This window comes from Paenibacillus oryzisoli, assembly GCF_050467285.1.
GTDB classification, from domain to species: Bacteria; Bacillota; Bacilli; order Paenibacillales; family NBRC-103111; genus Paenibacillus_E; species Paenibacillus_E oryzisoli_A.
In genome coordinates this window covers 101,029-121,950 of sequence record NZ_JBCMUN010000001.1, presented here as the reverse complement: position 1 = coordinate 121,950, position 20,922 = coordinate 101,029, and the positions used below count along the sequence as shown (strand labels likewise).

Annotated in this window: 18 protein-coding genes; 3 read left to right on the top strand and 15 right to left on the bottom strand. The window is 55.1% G+C overall.

The features are described from left to right. Window positions 1–95 precede the first annotated feature (95 nt). From ABE504_RS00460 to ABE504_RS00450, 3 genes are all read right to left on the bottom strand, one after another. Window positions 96–1,466 (bottom strand): extracellular solute-binding protein, encoded by a 1,371-nt coding sequence (locus ABE504_RS00460; RefSeq protein ID WP_430082945.1) that lies wholly within the window; start codon window positions 1,464–1,466, stop codon window positions 96–98. A gap of 94 nt (window positions 1,467–1,560) precedes the next feature. Continuing rightward, window positions 1,561–2,385 (bottom strand): response regulator, encoded by an 825-nt coding sequence (locus tag ABE504_RS00455; protein WP_430082942.1) that lies wholly within the window; start codon window positions 2,383–2,385, stop codon window positions 1,561–1,563. Beyond that, on the bottom strand, window positions 2,369–4,156 hold the full coding sequence (locus ABE504_RS00450) for a sensor histidine kinase (RefSeq protein WP_430082939.1): 1,788 nt from the start codon (window positions 4,154–4,156) through the stop codon (window positions 2,369–2,371). The genes ABE504_RS00455 and ABE504_RS00450 overlap by 17 nt, the downstream gene beginning before the upstream one ends. 227 nt (window positions 4,157–4,383) lie before the next feature. On the opposite strand from ABE504_RS00450, the gene argC reads away from it, so the two are divergent. Further along, entirely contained in the window at window positions 4,384–5,328 is a 945-nt protein-coding gene (gene argC / locus ABE504_RS00445) for an N-acetyl-gamma-glutamyl-phosphate reductase (RefSeq protein WP_430082936.1), read from the top strand. A 343-nt stretch (window positions 5,329–5,671) separates the two neighbouring features. On the opposite strand, the gene ABE504_RS00440 is transcribed toward argC, so the two are convergent. Then, the gene (locus ABE504_RS00440; protein WP_430082933.1) at window positions 5,672–5,899 is read right to left on the bottom strand and encodes a hypothetical protein; all 228 of its coding nucleotides are present in this window, start codon (window positions 5,897–5,899) and stop codon (window positions 5,672–5,674) included. Further along, entirely contained in the window at window positions 5,896–6,906 is a 1,011-nt protein-coding gene (locus ABE504_RS00435) for a TIR domain-containing protein (protein WP_430082930.1), read from the bottom strand. Before ABE504_RS00435 ends, ABE504_RS00440 begins: the two co-directional genes overlap by 4 nt. A gap of 160 nt (window positions 6,907–7,066) precedes the next feature. Here ABE504_RS00435 and ABE504_RS00430 point away from each other — a divergent pair, with 160 nt between their 5' ends. Beyond that, entirely contained in the window at window positions 7,067–7,474 is a 408-nt protein-coding gene (locus tag ABE504_RS00430; RefSeq protein WP_430082927.1) for a hypothetical protein, read from the top strand. A gap of 496 nt (window positions 7,475–7,970) precedes the next feature. Here the strand turns inward: ABE504_RS00430 and ABE504_RS00425 are convergent, their stop codons facing one another. The 8 genes from ABE504_RS00425 to ABE504_RS00390 form a co-directional block, all read right to left on the bottom strand. After that, on the bottom strand, window positions 7,971–9,062 hold the full coding sequence (locus ABE504_RS00425) for a nitric oxide synthase oxygenase (RefSeq protein WP_430082925.1): 1,092 nt from the start codon (window positions 9,060–9,062) through the stop codon (window positions 7,971–7,973). Window positions 9,063–9,078: 16 nt separating this feature from the next. Then, on the bottom strand, window positions 9,079–9,405 hold the full coding sequence (locus ABE504_RS00420) for a hypothetical protein (RefSeq protein ID WP_430082922.1): 327 nt from the start codon (window positions 9,403–9,405) through the stop codon (window positions 9,079–9,081). Window positions 9,406–9,421: 16 nt separating this feature from the next. Next, window positions 9,422–10,120: a pirin family protein gene (locus ABE504_RS00415; RefSeq protein ID WP_430082919.1), complete on the bottom strand. Its 699-nt coding sequence runs from the start codon at window positions 10,118–10,120 to the stop codon at window positions 9,422–9,424. Between the two features lie 443 nt (window positions 10,121–10,563). Then, window positions 10,564–11,994, bottom strand: a complete 1,431-nt coding sequence (locus ABE504_RS00410; RefSeq protein ID WP_430082916.1) for an alpha-L-fucosidase — start codon at window positions 11,992–11,994, stop codon at window positions 10,564–10,566. 69 nt (window positions 11,995–12,063) lie between these two features. Then, on the bottom strand, window positions 12,064–13,602 hold the full coding sequence (locus ABE504_RS00405) for an extracellular solute-binding protein (RefSeq protein ID WP_430082914.1): 1,539 nt from the start codon (window positions 13,600–13,602) through the stop codon (window positions 12,064–12,066). A gap of 111 nt (window positions 13,603–13,713) precedes the next feature. Further along, window positions 13,714–14,592 (bottom strand): carbohydrate ABC transporter permease, encoded by an 879-nt coding sequence (locus tag ABE504_RS00400; RefSeq protein WP_430082911.1) that lies wholly within the window; start codon window positions 14,590–14,592, stop codon window positions 13,714–13,716. 1 nt (window position 14,593) lies between these two features. Then, window positions 14,594–15,580 carry an ABC transporter permease gene (locus ABE504_RS00395; protein ID WP_430082908.1) on the bottom strand — a complete coding sequence of 329 codons (987 nt, stop codon included), beginning with the start codon at window positions 15,578–15,580 and terminating at the stop codon, window positions 14,594–14,596. 185 nt (window positions 15,581–15,765) lie between these two features. Further along, window positions 15,766–18,084 (bottom strand): AraC family transcriptional regulator, encoded by a 2,319-nt coding sequence (locus ABE504_RS00390; protein WP_430082905.1) that lies wholly within the window; start codon window positions 18,082–18,084, stop codon window positions 15,766–15,768. A 682-nt stretch (window positions 18,085–18,766) separates the two neighbouring features. Here ABE504_RS00390 and ABE504_RS00385 point away from each other — a divergent pair. Beyond that, a complete protein-coding gene (locus ABE504_RS00385) occupies window positions 18,767–19,087 on the top strand; it encodes a hypothetical protein (protein WP_430082902.1) in 321 nt (106 codons plus the stop codon). A gap of 126 nt (window positions 19,088–19,213) precedes the next feature. Here the strand turns inward: ABE504_RS00385 and ABE504_RS00380 are convergent, their stop codons facing one another. After that, a complete protein-coding gene (locus ABE504_RS00380) occupies window positions 19,214–19,975 on the bottom strand; it encodes a TSUP family transporter (protein WP_430082899.1) in 762 nt (253 codons plus the stop codon). A 106-nt stretch (window positions 19,976–20,081) separates the two neighbouring features. Then, on the bottom strand, window positions 20,082–20,903 hold the full coding sequence (locus tag ABE504_RS00375; RefSeq protein ID WP_430082896.1) for an alkaline phosphatase family protein: 822 nt from the start codon (window positions 20,901–20,903) through the stop codon (window positions 20,082–20,084). Window positions 20,904–20,922 lie beyond the last annotated feature (19 nt).

Genomic DNA, 20,922 nt, shown 5'->3' with positions numbered 1-20,922 from the left:
CTTTCTTTCACCGATATAGCAAAAGGACATACCGCTCGCAAGGGATATGTCCTTTCGCGTATCGTTTGTATTCGGCAGGCGGCTTGGCTGCTTAGCTATTTTGCTTCTTTCGCCAGCGCGTCCTCATGATTTTTCGCAAAAACTTCCGGTGTCACAGCTTTGCCGAACAGCGCCTGAATCATGTTCAGGTGAACTTCCGCGGAAGCCGGCTTCATTTGCACGTCCGCGAACAGCGTGATGTTGCTCGCTTTGTTCAACTCGTTGAGCAGGTCGATGTACATTTTCGGCAGGTTTACTTTGGACGTATCGACCTTGGTCGCTGGGATGACACCCGCTTCGGTGATCGCATGCTCGCCCCATTTCTGTACGAAGAAGCTCACGAATTTCTTGGACTCTTCTTTCACTTTGGAGTTGTTGGCCACGAACAAACCGACGCCCGGACCGCCAACCCAGCTGTCCATGTTGCCTTTACCGCCTTCTACCGTCGGGAATTTGAAGAAGCCGATCTGATCCTTGAATGCCTGTGGCACATCTTTGTTCGTCGTGTAGTTCGGCAGTTCCCATGTGCCCATCATGTACATCGCGGCTTTGCTGTTCATGAATTCGGCTTTGCCTTCGTCGTTGCCAAGGCCGTTGAAGCCTTTGTTGAACGCGTTCATGTCAACGAGCTGCGAAATTTCCGAAGCGGCGCGAACGAGGCTCGGATCGTTAAAAGTTCCTGTGCGATCGATCGCCTTCTTCAGCGTTTCCGGCCCGCCAATGCGGTCGGCGAGGTACATGTACCAGAGCGACCCTGTCCAGCGGTCCTTATTGCCGAGGGCAATCGGAGCGACGCCGCCTGCGCTCAGCGTTTTCACGATATTTTTAAACTCGTCGTACGTCTTCGGTGGATTCAAATTATACTTGGCAAAAATCGCCTTGTTATAGTAAACCGGTACGATGTTCAGCTCCACCGGCAAACCGTAGGTTTTGCCACCGAACGCGTAAGCGTCTGTGGTGCCTTTGACGAACTTGTCTTTGAGGTCGCCTTGCAGGAGGTCGTCGAGCGGCGCGAACATATCGCCTTTTACATACGGATCCATGTAGCCGGCAGCCCATGTGAAGCCGACATCCGGCAGCGCGTTCGAGGTGGACAGCACCTTCATTTTATTTTTATACTGCTCGTTCTCCAGCACTTCTTGCTCAATAGTGACGTTCGGATTCAGAGCGGTATACTCTTTGATGATATCGTTTACAATTTTGTTTTGCGTTGCGGCGTTGCCGGTCGGCCAGAGGTGCATCATCTTGATGGTGACTTTTTTGGCGGGCTGTGCACTTGCGGCGTCGGTTGCTTTGGCAGCCTCCGTAGGAGTTGTCGTTGCGCCTGCGCTATTTGTGGAACTGGAGCTCGAGCTGGAGCACCCCGTGAGCGTCATCGATAGGCCAAGCGCCGCCGTCAGCGACCATGTAAGCGTTTTTCTAACCATGCCTTGTTCCCCCTCAATCATTTGTATGCTACGTGATTTATTGTAGCGCTTTCATTGGGAGCATAGGGAGTAACAGCCATCGGGAAATGTTCCACTATTTTGAGGTTTCGGCCGGATCCTCGATTGGCGCATCCCCGTCCTGCGCGGTCAGCTTCCGATACTGATTGGGGCTTGTGCCCTCATATTCTTTGAACAGTTTGATAAAATATTTCGATGTCTGATACCCGACCTGCTCGGAAATGTCCGCAATGGTCAGCCGCGTTTGCAGGAGAAGCTCCTTGGCCTTCTGAATGCGGCTCCGTGTGACGTACTCGCTGAACGTAATGCCGGTCTGCTCTTTGAACAGCGCGCTAAAATAGCTCGGATTAAGGTGGATATGGCTCGCAGCCTCGCTCATGCCGAGCGGCTCCTGCAAATGCTCCTCCACGTACTGCATCGCCTGCCGAACCGGAGCGCTGTAGTTCTTCTCCTCCGTCTTCGCTTGCATAAGCCGGGGATCGACCATCTTCTCCATCGCTTCCACGCGGCCGCGCTCTTCTTCAATGCGGAGCGCCTGTTCCACGGCCTCCAGCAGCCGTTTTTTCTGCACAGGTTTGAGCAGATAGTTGACCACCCCCAGCTCAATCGCGGTCTGGGCATATTGAAAATCGGGATGACCCGATATGATGATCGTGACGGGCTTGTGCGCGAAGCTTCGCGCGCCTTCGACGAGCTGCAAGCCGGTCATCTCGGGCATACGAATGTCGGTGATGAGCAGATGAACAGGCCTCGTGCGCAGTACCTCCAACGCTTCCGTGCCATTGCAACTGGTGATAATGGCGTGTCGTCCGATCGACCAGGCTTCCAGGCTTTTGCGGATGCCTTCTCGGGTCAGCGGTTCGTCATCTACAATGAGTATAGTTTTACTGGATGGAATCATCGTCATCCTCCTTATACATCGGTATGTCAAAGCTTACGCTCGTCCCTTGCTGCAGGGCGCTCGCAATCGTTAATCCCCGGTATGCGCCGTCAGGGGCAGCCGGGTAGTAAAGCTTGAGGCGCCGCTGGACGTTCGCCATCGCCATGCCTTTTCCCTTGCCTTTGCCTGACGGCGCTTCGGCCCCTCCTCGATCCATCGCCGCTTTCAGCGCATGCAGCGTCTCTTCGCTCATGCCGGGCCCGTCGTCGCGGACCGTAATGCGAAGCTCGTCCGGGCGTTCGGGGGCCAGCTCCACGCAAATCGCAATCAGTCCCTCGTCGCTTTTCCCTTCCAACCCGTGCAAAATCGCATTCTCCACGAGCGGCTGAATGAGCAGCTTCGGAATGTGAACATGGCTGTAGGCGTCGTCGCAGTCGATTGCCCAGACGAGGCGCGAGCCAAAGCGCACGCTCATGATACTGAGGTATCTTTTGATATGCTCCAGTTCTTCGTTCATTGTGACCCATTCGTCCTTGTTCGGATTCCCGATCACATACCGGAACAAATCGGACATTGCAACTACAAGGTCGGCCAGCTCTTCCTCATCTTTATCCTGCAGGGACCAGTACAGCGCTTCCAGCGTGTTATACAAAAAATGCGGATCAATCTGCGCCTGCAGCGCTTGCAATTCTGTCCGGCTTTGGATGACTTCCTTCTCATACACAAGCTTGATGAGCCTATTCATGTTGTCCACCATCTGATTGTACGTGATGTTCAGATCGTTCAGCTCCGCCGTATACGACTTCGCCAAATTCGGCGTCAGCACGCCTTGCCGCGTGTTCCGCATCGCCCGCATCAGCCGAAGAATCGGCCGCGTAATCATCATGGACAGTGCAAAGGAGAGCACAATAAACAGCACAAATCCGATCGCCCCGGAGACAATGATCGCCCAGCGCAGCACGGAAATTCCGTCGGAAATATCACTTACGGGATACAGAATCATCAGCGTCCAACCGGTCTGCTCCGACGGCTGCTTGACGAGCATGTATCGCTTCTCGGCAAAGGTGACTTGTTGAGCGTCGCTGAGAAGCAACTCTTTCGTATCGATGTCCTCCGGACCGACAGGAACAATCGAATTGCCCGCGCTGTCCGCGAGCAGCATCAGCTCCTGGTAGCCGGTGTCCGATAGCTTACTCTGCAGGTCCAAATAGCTGCGGTTCATCCGCACCATCAGGTACCCGCCGTTCGAGAACCATCGGTCAATTAAATTGATGCGGCGAATCGCCAGCACCGAACCAGGGTCCGCTGGATCGCTGCCGATCCAGACCAATCGGCCTTTTTCTTTGTCGGCCTGGGCAATCCACTGCGGCGCAATGCGGTCCGTCAGCTTCGTCTCGTCCAGCGGGAACATCCGCGCGTAGCCCGTCGAGTACAACTCGACGCTGGTGACGCCGCTGTACGCCTGGATGTGGTTCGCAATTTTCATCAGGGCCTGGCGCTCGCTGAAGCTCACCGGGTTCCCCTGCACCGAAGCTAGAAAAAGCTGTTGCAAATATGCATCATTCACCGCCTGCAGCGTGAGTGTATCGATCTGGGTGATAAGCGCTTCCAATCGGCCGTTCGCTTGAGAAGCGATCTGCTTCATCTGCGCCTCCGCCTTCGTATTGAGCAGCGTCGACACGGAATTATACGTGATGATCCCCGCGCAGACGAGGACGATCATCATGACGAACACAAATCCGGCCAACATCTGATTGCGCAGCGTGTTGAATTGGGCGACCTTTTGCCACATGCGGCGTTCCCCTTTTCATCTCTATGATAGGTATGTCTCTATGGTCTTTTATGCCACATCATACTATAAGGGGGAGGGATCTGGCTATGCGACTTTTTCGGGAAATGATGGGGGAAACTTCGGGAGTTTGTGAGGGAGGGGGTGAAGAGCACAGGAAACCATCCATTTACGAATGTATAAATATACTTTATTATGTATTATTATAAATTCCTAATTGAGGTGGACACATGGCTTATAAAATTTTTGTGGATGGCCAAGAAGGTACGACGGGTTTAAAAATCCATGATTACCTATCCCGGATTCCGAACATCGACATCCTGACCATAGAACCCCAGATGCGTAAAGATACCGACGCGCGCAAGGCTTTGCTGAATGAAGCCGATCTCGTCTTCCTCTGTCTGCCCGACGCCGCTTCGAGGGAAGCCGTGTCCCTGGTCAGCAATCCTCGGACCAAAATCATCGATGCCAGCACAGCATTTCGCACCGATCCCGATTGGGTGTATGGATTGCCAGAACTGCATCCCGGGCAAAGGAGCCTCATCCGGGATGCGGCCAGAGTAGCCGTTCCCGGCTGTCATGCCACCGGGTTTATTTTGGCTATGCGTCCCTTGATCGCTGGAGGCATTGTACCGCGGGATTATCCCGCGGTTTGCTACTCCCTCACCGGCTACAGCGGCGGCGGCAAAAAACTGATTGCTGAGTACCAGCATAATGGCAGAGAGGAGCTGTACGCGCCAAGACATTACGCGCTAGGGCTTACGCACAAGCATCTTCCGGAAATGAAATGGCATGCCGGGTTGGCGGCCCCTCCGCTTTTCGCGCCAATCGTGGGCAACTATTATCAGGGTGATGCTGTCAGCATTCCGCTTCTGCCACGGCTGTTTGCCAAGAAGGTTACGGCACAGGACGTGCAAGAACAACTCGCCTCGTACTACCAGGATGAACGCTTCGTCCGCGTCATGCCTTATGACGCCGAGGCTTGTCTCGAAGACGGCTCCTTCAACCTATTGGCGCGCAACCATACGAATGAACTGGATATTTGTGTTTTCGGTCATGATGAGCAAGTGCTGATTATCACCAGATTTGACAATTTAGGAAAAGGTGCCGCGGGCGCCGCCATTCAAAATATGAACATCATGCTCGGATGGGAGGAAGCGGCGGGGCTTTTGTAGCGGCGGTGATCTCGATAGTATCAAGGGAGAGGGAAGATTCCTGCGAAAAAGCAGGAATTTTTCGTACAAATGGCATTTTTCGCAAAATGCCTGCGATAAAGCAGTTTTTTAGTCCAGACTCGCTCAAAAGGGATGTTCACACCGAAAATCCCTGCTTTTTTGCAGGCGTTTCATCAAATCAGGAAAGGAACGAGGGGAGTTCCTGCTGTTTTGCAGGCTTGCTGCTTCAGCCGAAGGCTTCTCGCTTTTTCGATTCTCCCTTCCCATGCGCAGTGCCAGCGCCGCTTCGAGGGATACGCTTGGACAATAAAAAAACGCAAGGCCCTAAGGCCTTGCGTCCATCCTATCGCGCGAATGAAGGCTGATGCTGCGACACCTTTCCGCTGACGATTTCTATATATTCGACGTCGATCCCTTCCAGTGAAGGACCCACAAAAATCTTCGTATGTTGGGCTGCAGCCAATGCAAATCCGCCATTGTCCACCTCGTGAGCAGGCCATCCGCCTGTATGCCCGATATCTTTGCCCGATCCGATAGTACGGGTCTTTGAGCCTTTTGCACGTTTGATCATGTCGAATCCCCTCCAACTAAACTGCGAATCGTTGCCAGCAGATCGTCGTTGATTGCAACAATCTCTTGCAGCCGGACTGCATCCAAAACCTGATTGCCGGAGAAATGAACCGAAAGCACATGCTCCTTACTTAGAGGATAACATAAGACGTACACATGAGCAATCTCCCTGCGGCTGAAAAAACTCCAATTCCCCGTATTAAAAACCTTCAGGACAATGATGTGATCTTCATGCCTTTTGCCGTCATTGGCATTGAGCGGAAACTTCTTGCCCCGGCCAACATTGCCCCCGACATGCGCCAAATACTTCTCGTCGACTTTCTTCCAAAGAGCCGCGCCCGTAGAGCGAAAGCCCTGCGGTGCCAAGATGGAATTGCGGATAGCCTCCGCATAGGCCGTATAGCGCTGGTTCGCATCGGGGATCGCCACGTTCTTCAAGAATTCCCAGAAGAAGTACAGCACACTATCCTTGCGCTGAATGATTCTATCGCGATCGGCGAGGATGTCATTTCTCTGGGAGAACAGCCCTTCCCTGGCGATCGCATCCAGCATTTTGCCGCAAGCCACGTCGACCGCGGAAACGAGCCGCTCATTGTCCGTATAGCGAAGCAGATTCAGCCCTTCCAGATCGGAGGGAAGATGAAACGAAGACGGCCCCTCCTCGTCCGAGCCAGCCGGAATGGTACGCGGAATCAGGCAGAACACACGGCGCTTGCCAAGCCTGCCCCAGAACAGTCCCATCTCAAACAGTGTATTGTCCCGGGTAATAAACACGAGTTCACCGCGAATCCGGGCCACATCCTCCGCAGCAAAGATAAACACGCCGAAGTCGTTGTTATCCAGTTCCCGATCCAGAGCATCCATCGTATAGTCATTGGCTCCGAACGTACCGGCATACCAAGGATTCACATGAGCGGCAACCTCAAGCTGCTCAGCAACAGCCCGGGCATACTTGATCGCTTCGCGGGAACTTCCGATAAAAACGCGCGGCTTTCTATTCACGGTCATCAATTCGCCCCTCAACACATAGAAAATGACTGCTTTTCTATTAGTATACAGGCCATTTCCATACATTGGAAAGTATTTTTCGTTGCAGTCATTCATAAAGGGAAGAGCGCTCATGCCGTTGAATAAAGTATATTCAAGGAGTGCCAAAAGGAGATAACCTATGTTTGATTTTTTATTCGGCCTTGTTGTATTGCTTTTCCTTGCGGTTCTACTTTCGACTCATCTCGTAATTTCCAAGTTAAAGGGGCATGTCTCCATTCATTTTGCAGTCATTTTCACTGGATTTCTGCTGATGATTCTATTAGCAAGCTATTATGTGTTTTATAAAAAGCACAACCTAACATTTTTTGAATACTCAAACTATAAAAAGCAAGCAATAGATTACGCTGAAGAATATGATCCGGCTCACCGATATGAGTTTATCCGCATAGAAAATCAAGAGTGTCTGCTAATGGAGGGTTGTAGTTATATTGTAAAATTAGAATCAATATCTAGCGGAGATAAGTTAGATATCTTGTTTAGAAAAGGGCGCTTGGTTCCCATTGCCCGTCCTGGTACGGGCTCATGATCCAACAAAAAAACGATTGCCCCACGGATACAGATCTTAGGCCGCTAACGGTTGTCACAGCGCCTATTTGACTAAAAATGGCTCCTTTCAAACGCTAACGGTTGCCAGCGCGCCTATTTGCCATAAATCCAGCAATATCACGCCAAATTCGTAGAAATAGCCACCGCTGTAACCGTTATGTGCTGGAATGACGTCTTTTGGGCGAAATAAGCGCTGTCACAACCGTTACAGTTACTTGTTACTTGTTACTTGTTACTTGTTACTTGTTACTTGTTACTTGTTACTTGTTACTTGTTACTTGTTACTTGTCACTTGTCACTGATCACTGATCACTCATCACTCATCACTCATCACTCATTACCCGTCACTCTTCAATCGCCACCCGCTCCCGCCCCATCCCGATACGCTGGTTCTCTTTATTCTATTCCGAGAACTACCGATCCGAGCGCTGCTCAACAAAAAATCCCCCTGCCTCTAGGCAAGGGGATCGCCGTCTCTACTCATGCCGATAAAAAAAGTTCGGCAGCTTCACGTCATTCGCATATTGCCCGTGGAAAATATGCGTCGTCGCCGGCGACAGCGGCGGAATGAGCCACGTCCAGTCGCCGGTCACGGCGCGGCCGTTCTTCGCTTCGTTGTCCTCGAAGCGCCCGAACTGCTTGGCCGCGGTGTGGTGGTCAACGATGGCGACGCCCGCCGCCTGGAACGAATGCAGCACGGCGACGTTCAGCTCGACGAGCGCGCGGTCCTTCCACAGCGTCGCATCGCGCCGCGTGTCGAGGCCCATCGCTTCTGCCAGGCGCGGCAGCACGTTGTACCGCGCCTCATCGGCGAAGTTGCGCGCGCCGATCTCCGTGCCCATGTACCAGCCGTTGAACGGCGCGGCGGTATAGGACAAGCCGCCGATCTCGAGGCGCATGCTCGACACGATCGGCACGGCGTACCACCGCAGATCGAGCGCGCCCACCGCCGCGAGATCCGGGTGCGTGATCGGCACCTCGAGCACGAGCTCCGGCGGAATCTCGAACAGCCGCGGCGTCCGGTCGCCGATCTGCACGAGCAGCGGCAGCACGTCGAACGGCGTGCCCGCGCCCTGCCAGCCAAGTGCCTGGCACTGGCGCGTCAACGCCACCGATGCCGGATCGCCGACGACGGTGCCGTCTTCCATCGCGTAGCCGGCGTAGCGCAGCAGCTGCTCGTTCAAGATGCGGAACGATCCATCCGCACCTTCAGCCCCAGCCGCCGGAAACACCGTGATGACCGGGCGGATTTTGCCCCCGTTGGAGGCCGTTTCGATATGGCGCAGCAGCGCCTCCGCCACGGCTTCCTCTGTCCTCACATCACGAGCGTCATGCACCTTGAGCGCGTCCCAGAACAGCCGGCCAATGCAGCGGTTGCTGTTGCGCCAGGCCATTTTGGCCCCGTGCACGAGTTCCTCCGTGGTGTGGGTATACGTACCACTATGCGCAATGTCCTTCGTAATCTCGGCAATCCGGACTTCCGCCTCAGCCTGACTGCGGCCCAATTCACCGTAGCACTCCCGAATAAACGGGATCGCTAACTCTAGTTGTCGATCCTGCACTTTCATTTTCGTCAAACTCCAATCATCGCACGCTAAACTGGTCGGGAATGTAAGTGATAGTGGAGATCGCCACAATGGTCAGCTCCTGCTTCGCCTCGTCATACGTCACCGCGTCATCGACCACGTAGAACCACAATTTCCGGGTAGGCGCATCCGCAAACTCCTGAAAAACAAACACATTCAGCTCGTCCTTCCACTTCAAAAGCTCCGTCACCGCCGAAGGCTCGACCTGCACCGTAAACGTCCAGCGATCCCCCTCCTGCTGCCACGCATAAGGAACCGGCTGCTTGCCGGTATCGATAAACGCCCTGCCGCCGACCGCATGCTTCACCAAAAACGTTTCTTTCATCTCAGCCGTCCCCTCCTTATGGCAAATCGATCAGCATCAAATGCGTATCTTCCTCAGTGCGAATCGTCAGCACCGACTCATTCTGCATCCGCGCGCTGTCTTTCGCCCGCAGTTCCGCACCGTTTGCCGTACAGGCGCCGCTCACCAGCATCAAGAAAATCCGGCGGTTCTCCCCCTGCTCAAACACGAGCTCCTTCCCCGCGTCCAGCTTGCTGAGGTAAATCCGCATATCCTGATGAACCTTCGCGACATGCTCGCCGCCCTCCGGCGTCACCACCGGCAGCAAGGCGTTGTGCATCGCTTCCGGCAAATATTTCACATTTTCAAAAGATGGCGTCATCCCGCGCTTCTCAGGCATGAACCACAGCTGAAACAGGCTCAGCGGCTCCGTCTCCGACGCGTTGTACTCCGCATGAATGACGCCGGTGCCTGCCGACATGCGCTGCACGCCGTCCGTCCCCGTGATTGCCACGTGGCCGAGGCTGTCTTCGTGCTTAATCGCTCCCTGGAGCACGATGCTGACAATTTCCATATCGCTGTGGGGATGTGGGCCAAAACCGCGTCCTGGTGCAATATCATCGTCATTGCAGACGCGCATGACCCCGAAGCTCACATTATTCTCATCGAAATAATCACCGAACGAAAAGCTTTTGTGGCTCCGCAGCCACCCCAAATCGCTTGCACTGCGCGTATCCGCAGGGAAAACTTGAATCACAGCCATCGCCTCCTTCTATTGTAGATCTAGCTTATCATAACCGATGGAGGGACTTCCATGTCTCCCCAAGCACATCCATGACGGAAAGGTGGCAGACTCGCGCCAAAACTGTGAAAACACAAGATAAACGGTGCAGCCGTCCTTCTGAGGACGGCTGCATGTACGGATGATATAGAGCTGCTTCAAGGACATACTTCCTCAATTATGAAAACTTTGTCTGCCCAGCGATCGTTGCCCAGTCCTCCGAACCCGCCAGCTACCAGTACCTGAACTGGAAAACCTCCAGCTCATTTCGCCCAAAAACCGCATTTTGCCCAAAATCGGTCTTATAGACTGGAGGAATTCCAGTTGGCATGCTCTTTTCGGCGCAAAAACCAGAACTGAACTGGAGAAATTCCAGTTCAGTTGCTCACAACGCCACGCCACGCCACACCACGCCCCACCTATTCGCTATAAAAGACCCCAAACCGGCTCAGCGTCGGCTGAATCCGGGAGCCGGTAATGCGCAGCTTCAGCACCTGCGCAGCAGTCCGGTCAATTCGACATATTTTCTTATACCCGACAACCGTCCCCTCGTCCAAAAGCACCCAATCGCCGCCAGCCTGCGCTTGCCCCCAAAGCTCGAAGCTCTCAATCCGCTGCCCTGCGCCTTGAATAAATTCCTGCAGCACGACCCGGTCGAACACCACAGGTTCGCCAAGATCAACCACCAGCTCCGCCTGCTCCACACCCGCAGGCGGAGCCCAGTACGTGCCGCTGCGCCCGTCCGTCACATGCGCCGCCTCTGCGTCCCGCTCCGCATGGGACGCCCACACCCGCGCGCCTGCGGCGAGGTCGCGCCCGTACGTACGGCGCAACCGCACCCCCAGCTCGCGCAGCGCCGCCGCGTCGCGCTCGTGAATCTTCCCGCGCGTATCCGGCGGGACGTTCAACAAAAGCGCGCTGTTCCCGCCAACGGCTCGCTCGAACAGCTCCACCAATGCCTCGGCCGACTTCACCTGATCGTCGTCGGCCGGATCATAAAACCACTGCGGCCGAATCGACACGTCGACCTCGGAAGGATACCAGATCGCGCGCTCCGCCTGCGCGAGCACGGCCCGGCTCCCGAGGTCTTCGTCCTCCGCCGTGAGCCGCCGGGCAAAGGCCGGATCGTCCGCCTGCTGCGAGTCGGCCTGCACCTTCTCCGTGTCCCGCATCGCCGCGGGCACGACGCTCCACTCCGAGCGGCGCGTATGCCCCGCCTCGTTGCCGCACCAGCGCACGTCCGGTCCGCATACCGCGATAACCGCGCCGGGCTGAAGCTCACGGACGAGGCGGTACGTGCCGTCCCAGTCGTAGACCTGCTTCTTGCCGTTACGGCCCTCGCCGCAGGCGCCGTCCAGCCAGACGCAGAAAATATCCCCATACTGCGTCAGCAGCTCCCTCAGTTGCTGCTGGAAATATACGTTGTACGCCGGAGAATCCCCGTACGTCGGCGCATTGCGATCCCACGGCGACAGGTAGACGCCGAACTTCAAGCCCTGCGCGCGGCACGCCTCCGCCACCTCGCGCACCACATCCCCTTGCCCGCCGCGCCAAGGGCTCGCCTTCACCGAATGCGCCGTATACGCGCTCGGCCACAAGCAAAACCCGTCATGATGCTTGCACGTCAGAATGACGCCGGTCATCCCCGCATCCTTGCACACCGCCACCCACTGCGCGGCATCCAGTTCCGTCGGCTGAAACAGCTGCGGATCTTCCTCGCCGGTCCCCCACTGCCTTCCGGTGAATGTATTCATCCCAAAATGAATAAACGCATAAAATTCCATCTCCTGCCAAGCCAACTGGCGCGGGGATGGCACGATCCTTACCGCTTCTTCGATTGAAACTCCCATTGCTGCGGTCACTCCTCTCCCATGAGAAAACCCGACCCCGCCAGCTCCTGGCGAGATCGGGCCTCTTCCTTACTTCGATTTTTCCTTATAAAAATCGTTCGTTTCCTTAATATGCTGCTGGAAGCTCGCGTCATCTTTAAACTGCTTCACGAGTTTGTCCCAGTCGTCGAGCGTGTTTTTGCCGATGATGACGTTGACGATCATGTCGTTCAGCTTTTTATCCCAATCCGCACCTTTCTCCTTGAACGGCGCCGATTTCATGAGGCCGTACGTTGGATCCGGGATGGAGGAGATCGAATCGATCACTTTTTTGTTCGCTTCGTACACATCGTTCGGAATGCCGGACACTTTGGCACGCGAGTACTTGTCAAAATAGCCCGTTACCCATTGGCCCGTCGTATCGCCGGAGTAGCCTTTTTTCTTGCCTTCTTCCGTCTGCTCCACGCTGCCGTCCGGCTTTACTTTATAGTCGACATCTTGAATACCGTACGTCGCCAGGTTGTAGCCTTCCACAGACGCTGTGTAGTCGTACAGTTCCAGAATCTTCTTCAGTTTGGCTTCGTTTACGGTCTTTTTGTTGATCAAGAACTGGCCATAGTAGCCGCTCGCTTGCTCATAGTATGCCTTGCCGTCCGCCGTCTTCGGCAGCTCGACCGCGATCAGGTTCGCTTGCGGATTCACCTTTTGCAGCTCCACATTGTACTTGTACGCATCGACGACGTTCGCGATCGCTGCGCCCGCTTTGCTCTGCACGAGCATGTCTTTGATCTGCGCGGTCTTCAGGATCGGCATATCCGGCAGAATGCCGCCGGCTTTAAACGTTTTGCTCCAGAAGGCGAGCGCTTCTTTCGCCTGCGGTGTCCACCAATACGGCGTCAGCGTGCCGTTCTCGTCCTTCCATTTTGTACCTGCGCCGAACATGGAGAGCAAGTAGCTCGCAGGTCCCGGCGAGCCTGGCAGCACGGCACCGTACGTATCCGCTTTGCCGTTGCCGTCAGGATCTTTTTGCGCAAACGCTTCCAATACCGTGGCCAGTTCGTCCATCGTTTTTGGCTGCTGAAGGCCGAGTTTGTCTAACCAGTCCTTGCGGATCAACAAAGCTTCATGGCCGTCCAGCGGTCTGACACGCGGCAGGGAATACAGCTTGCCTTTGAGCGAAGCGTTTTTATACACATTTTCCGGATACTTCGCGAGGTTGGGATAGTTCTTGATATAGGAGCTGAGCTCCCAGAAAGCGCCTTGATCCACAGCATTCAGGAACGCAGGCGTCAGGTTAAAATCCTCCACAAACAGCACATCCGGCAGATCATTCGAAGCGAGCAGCGCGTTCAGCTTCTCGGAAATTTGCGCGGACGGAATCCAGTTTAGCTTGAGATTGATGTTCAGCTTTTCGTTCAGTTTTTTGACCGCTTCAAGCTCGCCTGTCGGCGCCGCTGCGAAAGCCAGCGTTGTCACGGAAATATCTGTCGGCTTCGCGCTTGCGGTGCTGGCCGCCGTACCTGCCGGAGCCGCCCCTTCAGTTTCTTTCTCTTTGCCGCAAGCCGCCAAGGAAGCGACCAATCCTGCTGCCGTAAGGAGCACGGCCCATTTTTTCACCATCGGTTTCATGTACAAAGACCTCCCAGTATATGATTATTATACACCTACATGAATCGTCTTGCTTCATCCTGCCGTGGCGCGCAGGCCCGCATTCCCCCTCTCACTGGAATCAGAAGTTCACTACCCTTTCACAGAACCAACCATCATGCCCTTCACAAAATATTTCTGCAAGAACGGATACACCATCACGATCGGCAGGGATGACAGCACGACGGCTGCCATTTTGATCACCTGCGGAGGCACCGTCCGTTCGCTTTCCAGTGCAGCGGCGAGAGACGGATCCGCCATCTGCGTGGCGGAAATGAGCAGCATTTGCAGCAGCACCTGCAAGGGGCGCAGCGAGTCGCTGTTAATGTACAGGACACCGGCAAAGTAAGTGTTCCAGTATGCGACAGCGTAGAATAAACCGAAAGCGGCGAGCGCCGAAACGGACACCGGCAGCATGATGCGGAAGAAGACGCCGACGTCGGAGCAGCCGTCCATTTTAGCCGCTTCCTCCAGCTCATCCGGGATTTCTTGATAGAAGTTGCGCATCAGGAAGACGTACCAAGCACTTGTCAGCGCCGGGAGAATAAGCGCCCAGATCGTATCCATCAGCCCGAGGCTGTCAATGAGCAGGTAGTTCGGGATCATGCCCGGATTGAACAGCATCGTCATCAGAATGGCTACGAGGAAAAACTTTTTGCCTTTGAGACGCTTCCTCGACAGCACGTAGGCGAGGGCACTCGTTACGATCAAGCTCAGCACCGTGCCGAAAACCGCAAGAATCCCGCTAATCCCCATCGCATGCACGAACGCATTTGTCGAGAAAATATAGTCGTAAGCGGCAAGGCTCCAATGCTCGGGAATGAGCACCAGCGGCTTCGTCAAATACTCGGTCGGATCTGTAAAAGAGATGATCACCACATAGATGAACGGCAGTAAAGTAATCAGCCCGAACAGTGAAAGCAATGTATAGTTAATGGCATTAAACATACGCGACCCTAAACTTTTACCCATCTTAATACAAGCCCTCCTCTCCGAACTTCTTCGCGACGCGGTTCGCGGACACGACCAGGATCAGCCCGACCACCGATTTGAAAAGCCCCGCCACCGTCGCATAGCTGAAGCGTCCTTGCTGAATGCCGACGCGGTACACGTACGTATCGAACACATCCGCCACCTGCGCAACCGGTCCGCTCATCATCAGGTAAATTTGCTCGAAGCCGACGTCCATCACTTGGCCCAAGCGCAGGATCAGCAGCACGATAATCGTGCTTCGTATGCCCGGCAGGGTGACGTTCGTCATCTGCTGCCATCTCGTTGCGCCATCGATTTGCGCCGCCTCGTACAGCTCCGAGTTGATACCCGCCAGTGCAGCGAGGAAAATGATCGTGCCCCAGCCCGCTTCCTTCCACACGCTTTGCGCGGTGAGCATCACCCAGAACAGGTTCGGCGACGTCATGAACTCGATTTTGTGCCCGCCGAATTCCACGAGCAACTGGTTAATGACGCCGGTACCCTGTCCGAAGATCAGGAAGCAGATCCCGACGATGATGACCCACGACAGAAAGTGCGGCAGGTAGATGACCGTTTGCACGAACTTTTTGAACGCCAGCTTCCGCACCTCGTTCAGCATCAGCGCCACGACAATCGGAACCGGGAAAAAGAACACAATGTTCAGCAGCGAAATCGCCATCGTATTGCGGAACAGCAGCATAAAGTCGGGATTCGTGAAAAACTCGTGAAAATACTTGAAGCCCACCCATTCGCTGTGCCAGAAGCCCATATAAGGGGAGTAATTTTGGAAAGCCAGCAGCAAGCCCCAGAGCGGTACGTATTTAAAAATAAGAAAAAATAACAATCCCGGCGCAGCCATGAGATATAAATATTTGTCGCGTCTGAGCGCGATCCGCCACGCCTCCGTCCACGATTGCTTCGTGCGCGTCTCCTTCTGCGTGACGCCGGGCAGCGCGTTTGAAAGCTGTTCCACTTGGCCTTGCGACATCGTCTTCACCTCTCGTTGTTTAGCATGGGATGATCGTACATGACGGTGAGTCCCAGCGACAATGACCAATTCTTAACCGCGAATTTCGCCAGGACAAAAAAAGAGAAACCCCGTCGTGACGGGGTTTCTCGGGTGTGTATTCACTTTTTTTGCCTAGTGTGAAGGGGTGGCAAATATTGCGCATCTCAGCTTTCGTCGTCCGCTCCGCCGCGATACTGCCCCGGCGTCACGCCCATATGCTTCTTGAAGACGCGGATCAAATTCTTCGTCTGGTAGCCGACGCGCTCCGCGATTTCGGAGACCGACAGCTCGGTCGTGCGGAGCAGCTCCACAGACTTGTCGATACGGATCTTGGTCAGGTATTCGATGAAGGAGACGTCCTTTTTCTTTTTGAACAGCTTGCTCAAATAGTGCGGACTGAGGCCGCAGATCTGCGCGCATTGATCAAGGGACAGGTCAAAATGGTAATTCTCTTCCATATATCGCACAACCTTGTCGATCAGTTGATCATGCTCCTGCGTCTGTTTTCCTTGCACATAGGCCACGATTGGCTCGACAAGCTGCTCCTCGAACCATTGATTCAGCTCCAGCGTCGTGCTGAGCTGCCGAATTTGCAGGTATGGATCGGCGCTTGCGGCACCGAACAATTGAGCCGTATCCAGCCCCAGCACATACGCCGTGCGAATCGCCGCCGTGAGCAGCCGGTAGTACGACATCTGGATGAGCTCCGGCTTTTGAATCGCCGCCTCCATCCCTTTGGCGAACTCTTGCAGCATCCGCACGGCTTCATCCCGATCTCCGAGCTGCAGCGAGTTCTCAAAATGCGTCTCGATCTCCAGCGGATACCGGTAATGCAGATCCGCGTGGCTGCCGCCTGCAGCGCTGACGATCACCTGATTGCCGCCGACGATCATGCGGGAGCGGACGGCCAGATTCGCTTCCTCGTACAGCTCGGGCAGCTCTTCGATACGCTCGCTCTGCCCGCTCAGCCCGATCGTGACCGGCAGGCGCAGGTAGTCGGACACCTGGGTGCGCAGCTTTTCGGCGAACGCTTTGATGTCAGTCGCTTCACCATGCGCAAGGTCCTGGAACAGCCAGATCGCCACCTGATCGTTCAGCAGGTTAATCACGATCCCTTCCATCGCATGAGCGTCCAGCAGCTCGCTGCCGATATTTTTGACCGCAAAAACAATGAGGTCGCGGTCATTCTCCTGAAACCGCTTCGTCCCATCTGCTTCGTCCGGCGGCAGATCGAACGCAATCACGAGCACGCTGCTCTCCTTGTCCGTCGGCACGCTGTACCGGCGCAGCACGCCCGCGAGCTGATCGGCGGAGTAGTGCAGGAAGCGCCCCTGCAGCAGCTGCAGGGCAAAAATCTCGCGGATCATCGGCAGCTGATCGCTGAGCTGCTGCTGCATTTCGCTGGCGGTGCTCGTCAGCTCGGCCCACCTGCGATGCATGAAGCCGACTTCGTCCGTGTCCGCATCCTGCGCCTGCTCGCCCCGCACCAGCGTGACGAGATTCTGGATCGGTCGGTACACGCGTCGAGTGCCCCACAACGTAACAACCGCACCGATGACCAGACACACCAGCACGATGACAAGCGTAATCAGCTTGATGCCATTGGATTTGGCGTTGAGCTGCTCGATCGGCACCATGTTGATGTACTGCCAGTTGTTATAAGAGGACGTAATCGGCGTCACCATGTAGTCCGTGCCCCGGGAAGTGAACTGGAAGCGCGGCTCGGCGCCTTTTTGCGCAACTTGCTGAAGGAGTCCCTCCGGCACCGTATCGCCGCCGACTGAGGTGACGAGATTGCCCTTCGCGTCTAAAATAAACATTTCCTCTCCCTTGTAGGAGATGAAACGGTTCATGATGTTCTGGAACAACGTCTCCTCAATCCGGATAAAAAGAAGCCCTATCGGCTGCTTGGCCAAAATCGGCGCCTTTGCGATAAGTGTCACACCCTTCGTGCTGTAGCCCGGCACGTTCGGGTACGGGCCGATCGCCCAGCGGAACTGGTCGGGCGCTGAGAGCTCTTTCAGCAGGGCTTCGCGCTCTCCGCTGCCTTCAATCCGCCTCCCGCCGTACACCGGCGAGATGAGGTAGCCCTCATCCGGCACGTACATCGCAATGTCGGCCGCCTCTTTGTTGCCGCCGATCATCGACGACAACTCGCGGGAAATGCCGGAGTACAGGCCGGCGTAGTTGGTGCTTTTCAGCTCGGCGAGATTGGACGAGAAGAACGTGCCCAGCAGCATTTGAATCGCGTTGTTCTGAATCCGATCCAGCGTCGAATCGATCGTCGAAGACACGTTATTCAGAATACGCACGTTCGACTGATTTACTTCGCTTTGCACCGCAGACGCGGAATATAAGTAACTCCCGATGCCCACAAGGGCCACCGGCAGGATCGCAGCGAACAGGGACAAGGTCACCATGTTGCGAAAAATCGTTTTGCGCTGAAAAAAACGCTTCCAAAACTTCGTTAACACGTTCCGCACAGCACCATCACCTCGAAAACAGATTACTGAGCATTTTAATCGGTTATTTGAGGAAAAGCAATCGTTTTGGGCAAAAACGATTGCTCGCCAGCTACTCAAGACACGATTACTCGCCACCTTCGCACCGTCCACCCAAGCCACGTTCAGGCGTATATCTCCATCCAGCTACTTTAGACACGATTACTCACCAGTTTCCCGCTATCCACCCAAGCCGCGTCCCCCACGTTTACCTCCATCCAGCTACTCAAGCTCCCCCTTCCTGCCACTCGAGCGCTCTCCACCCCGCACCTGCAGAAAGTGCATCAAATTCGCCCGAAAACGAAAAAAATGAGCGAGATCCTGCAAAAACTACATTAACTTTCCGCGTCCCCCGCACATTTAGCCTGTTTTCTAGGTCAATCAGCAAATTTACCTGTACTTTCTGCTGGTTGAACCTCCAATTCAGCTTCAAACCCGCAAATTACATGTACGAAATGCAGGGAACCTTATGCCCCAGGCCTGCTACCTGCCCGAGATGACTAACAGACAACCGTCTACCACCTGACTCGAATTACCTCCACTCGAGCGCAAGGCCCTATCCCGTCGCCCCCCATCCATCTGAGCACTCGTTAAGAGGAACAAGCCACTGAGCCAAGAATACTAATAAGTAGCATATAGCCCAGAAGGAGGTCTGAACCCGCCTATGAAATTCTCCCTGCCCGCCATGCTCGCCTCGCTTGTCAGCCTTTCGCTATCCATTACCTTTCTGTTCTGGAATCCGTATACAAGCACTGCAGCCGACAAGGACACCATGCTTATCGTGACGGTGATGCTCATTTTACCGGCATGCTTAGGCGTCCTCGCTGTATTTAGACAATCACGCCTGCTCATGGCGATCACGTTCATCTGGTCCCTACCGTACAGTCTTTATCTAGCCCTAGCAGCAATCCCTAGCATCTTCAACGGCTTCGCCGTCGTGCTGCTTCTGTACCTGACAGCTCTCCTCTCCATCAACCAAAGATAAACGGCTCCAACGTCCTTTCAAGGACGGTAGCGTTTACTGATGGCATAGAGCCACTTCGAGGAGATACTTTCTGATATGCAAAAAAGACCGTTCCCCTCCAAACAAGGTTAAACGATCTCTCATCCTCTACACCAAGCCCCAAATCTGCTTGCCCACGAGCAGCAGACATACGACGATAAACAGCGGCCGCACGTACGCCCCACCCCGCCGAATCGCCATGCGCGAACCGACCAGCGCGCCGCACACCATGGCCAGTCCCATCGGAATGCCAACCTCGTATTGAATTGACCCAAGGGCAATAAATGTCGCAAGACTGGCGATGTTGCTGCCGAAGTTCAGCATTTTGGAATTGCCCGCTGCCTTCACGAAATCAAATCCGACCATCAGAAACGCAAAAATCAAAAACGATCCCGTCCCCGGCCCGAAGAAACCGTCATAAAAGCCGAGTCCAAAAGCCGCAACCCCCATCAGCATCGCCGTCTTCGGCGTATAACGATCGAACGTGGAGCTGGAGCCCCAATTTTTGCGAAAAATCGTGTAAATCGTAATCAGGATAAGCATTACGATAACAAGCGGTTTGAGAAAATCAGACGGTATCTGCTGAAGCGTCAACGTTCCACATACCGCGCCAAGCAGCGCCAGCACAAAAAGCCCACGCACCGCCTTCACGTCCACCTGCCCCGACCGCATGAATGAAATCGTGCTCGTCATCGACGACATCGTTCCCGCGAGTTTGTTCGTCCCGAGCGCAAGCGCCGGATGCATGCCCGTTGCCAGGAGCACCGGTACCGAAATCAAACCCCCGCCGCCTACGACGGAGTCTACAAATGCGGCCGCAAAACCGCCGATGATGATGAACATCAACATTTCCCAAGAGATGTGAATCATGTTGCCCAAGTTCCTTCTTTCCTAGTAACGTTCCAAGTTGTCCATAGGCTATTGTCGCACGACCGCGCCTCGGGGGCAAGCAGGATAACGTTGGAAAAGAAGGCCGCTACAGGAACAAGCCCTCAGGCAGCTTCGCCTCCCCGCCTTCGGGCAGCGGCAGCCCGAGCGCATGCAGCGCCACGGCGGCCGTGTCCCTGATGCTGACGCCGTCCAGCTCAGCGCCCGCAGCAACGCCAGGCCCGCGGCAGCCCCAGAAGATCGTCATATCCTTCGGATGATCGCTGCCGTGGTCGTGCGTGCGCGCGCCTCCGCCGCCATGATCCGTCGTGACGACGATCAGGCTGTCGTCCAGCATCGCCGCCGCGGCCAGCGCCCGGACGATCTCGCCGATCTGCGCGTCGGCGCGCGTAATGGCCTGCAACTGCCCGGCGGTGCCAAAGCCATGCTTGTGGCCGGCGGCATCCACATCGTCCAGCTGCACGAACAGCAGCCTGAAAGCCGGCTGCTCCCTTATAAATGCGCCGATCACGGGAACGAGATCGGCATCCGGCGCGGCGTGCTTGACCACGCCGTCCAGCTCTTCGATCGCCCCGGTTAGAATCGGCGCCCAACACACGAACGCACCCATGGGGCTGTTCGGGTACGCCGCCTTGACGCGGCGGAACAGCGAGGCCGAGGCCGGATCGGCCGGCATTTGCGCGTTATTTTGAATATACGCTTGAGCCTTGTGCTTCTCCGGCCCCACGCCATGCAGCAGCGAACCCCAGCACTCGCCACTGTTGGATGGATATACGGTCTGCGCCCCGTATGTAGAAGATCCGCCTTGAAGCAAGGCGTCGATATGAGGCGTATCCGCCTCTTTCATATAAGCTCCGGCGCCGTCAATGCCTAGAATGATGACGCGTTGGATCGCTTGTGCTGTGTTCATCCGCTATTCCCTCTCCCTT

Excerpts from the sequence above, each read along its gene's own strand:
- ABE504_RS00460 (WP_430082945.1), bottom strand. The coding sequence starts at position 1,466 with ATGGTTAGAAAAACGCTTACATGGTCGCTGACGGCGGCGCTTGGCCTA.
- ABE504_RS00455 (WP_430082942.1), bottom strand. The coding sequence starts at position 2,385 with ATGATTCCATCCAGTAAAACTATACTCATTGTAGATGACGAACCGCTG.
- ABE504_RS00440 (WP_430082933.1), bottom strand. The coding sequence starts at position 5,899 with ATGATCAAACGTGCAAAAGGCTCAAAGACCCGTACTATCGGATCGGGC.
- ABE504_RS00435 (WP_430082930.1), bottom strand. The coding sequence starts at position 6,906 with ATGACCGTGAATAGAAAGCCGCGCGTTTTTATCGGAAGTTCCCGCGAA.
- ABE504_RS00450 (WP_430082939.1), bottom strand. The coding sequence starts at position 4,156 with ATGTGGCAAAAGGTCGCCCAATTCAACACGCTGCGCAATCAGATGTTG.
- ABE504_RS00395 (WP_430082908.1), bottom strand. The coding sequence starts at position 15,580 with ATGTCGCAAGGCCAAGTGGAACAGCTTTCAAACGCGCTGCCCGGCGTC.
- ABE504_RS00410 (WP_430082916.1), bottom strand. The coding sequence starts at position 11,994 with ATGGGAGTTTCAATCGAAGAAGCGGTAAGGATCGTGCCATCCCCGCGC.
- ABE504_RS00420 (WP_430082922.1), bottom strand. The coding sequence starts at position 9,405 with ATGAAAGAAACGTTTTTGGTGAAGCATGCGGTCGGCGGCAGGGCGTTT.
- ABE504_RS00430 (WP_430082927.1), top strand. The coding sequence starts at position 7,067 with ATGTTTGATTTTTTATTCGGCCTTGTTGTATTGCTTTTCCTTGCGGTT.
- ABE504_RS00385 (WP_430082902.1), top strand. The coding sequence starts at position 18,767 with ATGAAATTCTCCCTGCCCGCCATGCTCGCCTCGCTTGTCAGCCTTTCG.
- ABE504_RS00380 (WP_430082899.1), bottom strand. The coding sequence starts at position 19,975 with ATGATTCACATCTCTTGGGAAATGTTGATGTTCATCATCATCGGCGGT.
- ABE504_RS00400 (WP_430082911.1), bottom strand. The coding sequence starts at position 14,592 with ATGGGTAAAAGTTTAGGGTCGCGTATGTTTAATGCCATTAACTATACA.
- ABE504_RS00425 (WP_430082925.1), bottom strand. The coding sequence starts at position 9,062 with ATGAAAGTGCAGGATCGACAACTAGAGTTAGCGATCCCGTTTATTCGG.
- ABE504_RS00375 (WP_430082896.1), bottom strand. The coding sequence starts at position 20,903 with ATGAACACAGCACAAGCGATCCAACGCGTCATCATTCTAGGCATTGAC.
- argC (WP_430082936.1), top strand. The coding sequence starts at position 4,384 with ATGGCTTATAAAATTTTTGTGGATGGCCAAGAAGGTACGACGGGTTTA.
- ABE504_RS00405 (WP_430082914.1), bottom strand. The coding sequence starts at position 13,602 with ATGAAACCGATGGTGAAAAAATGGGCCGTGCTCCTTACGGCAGCAGGA.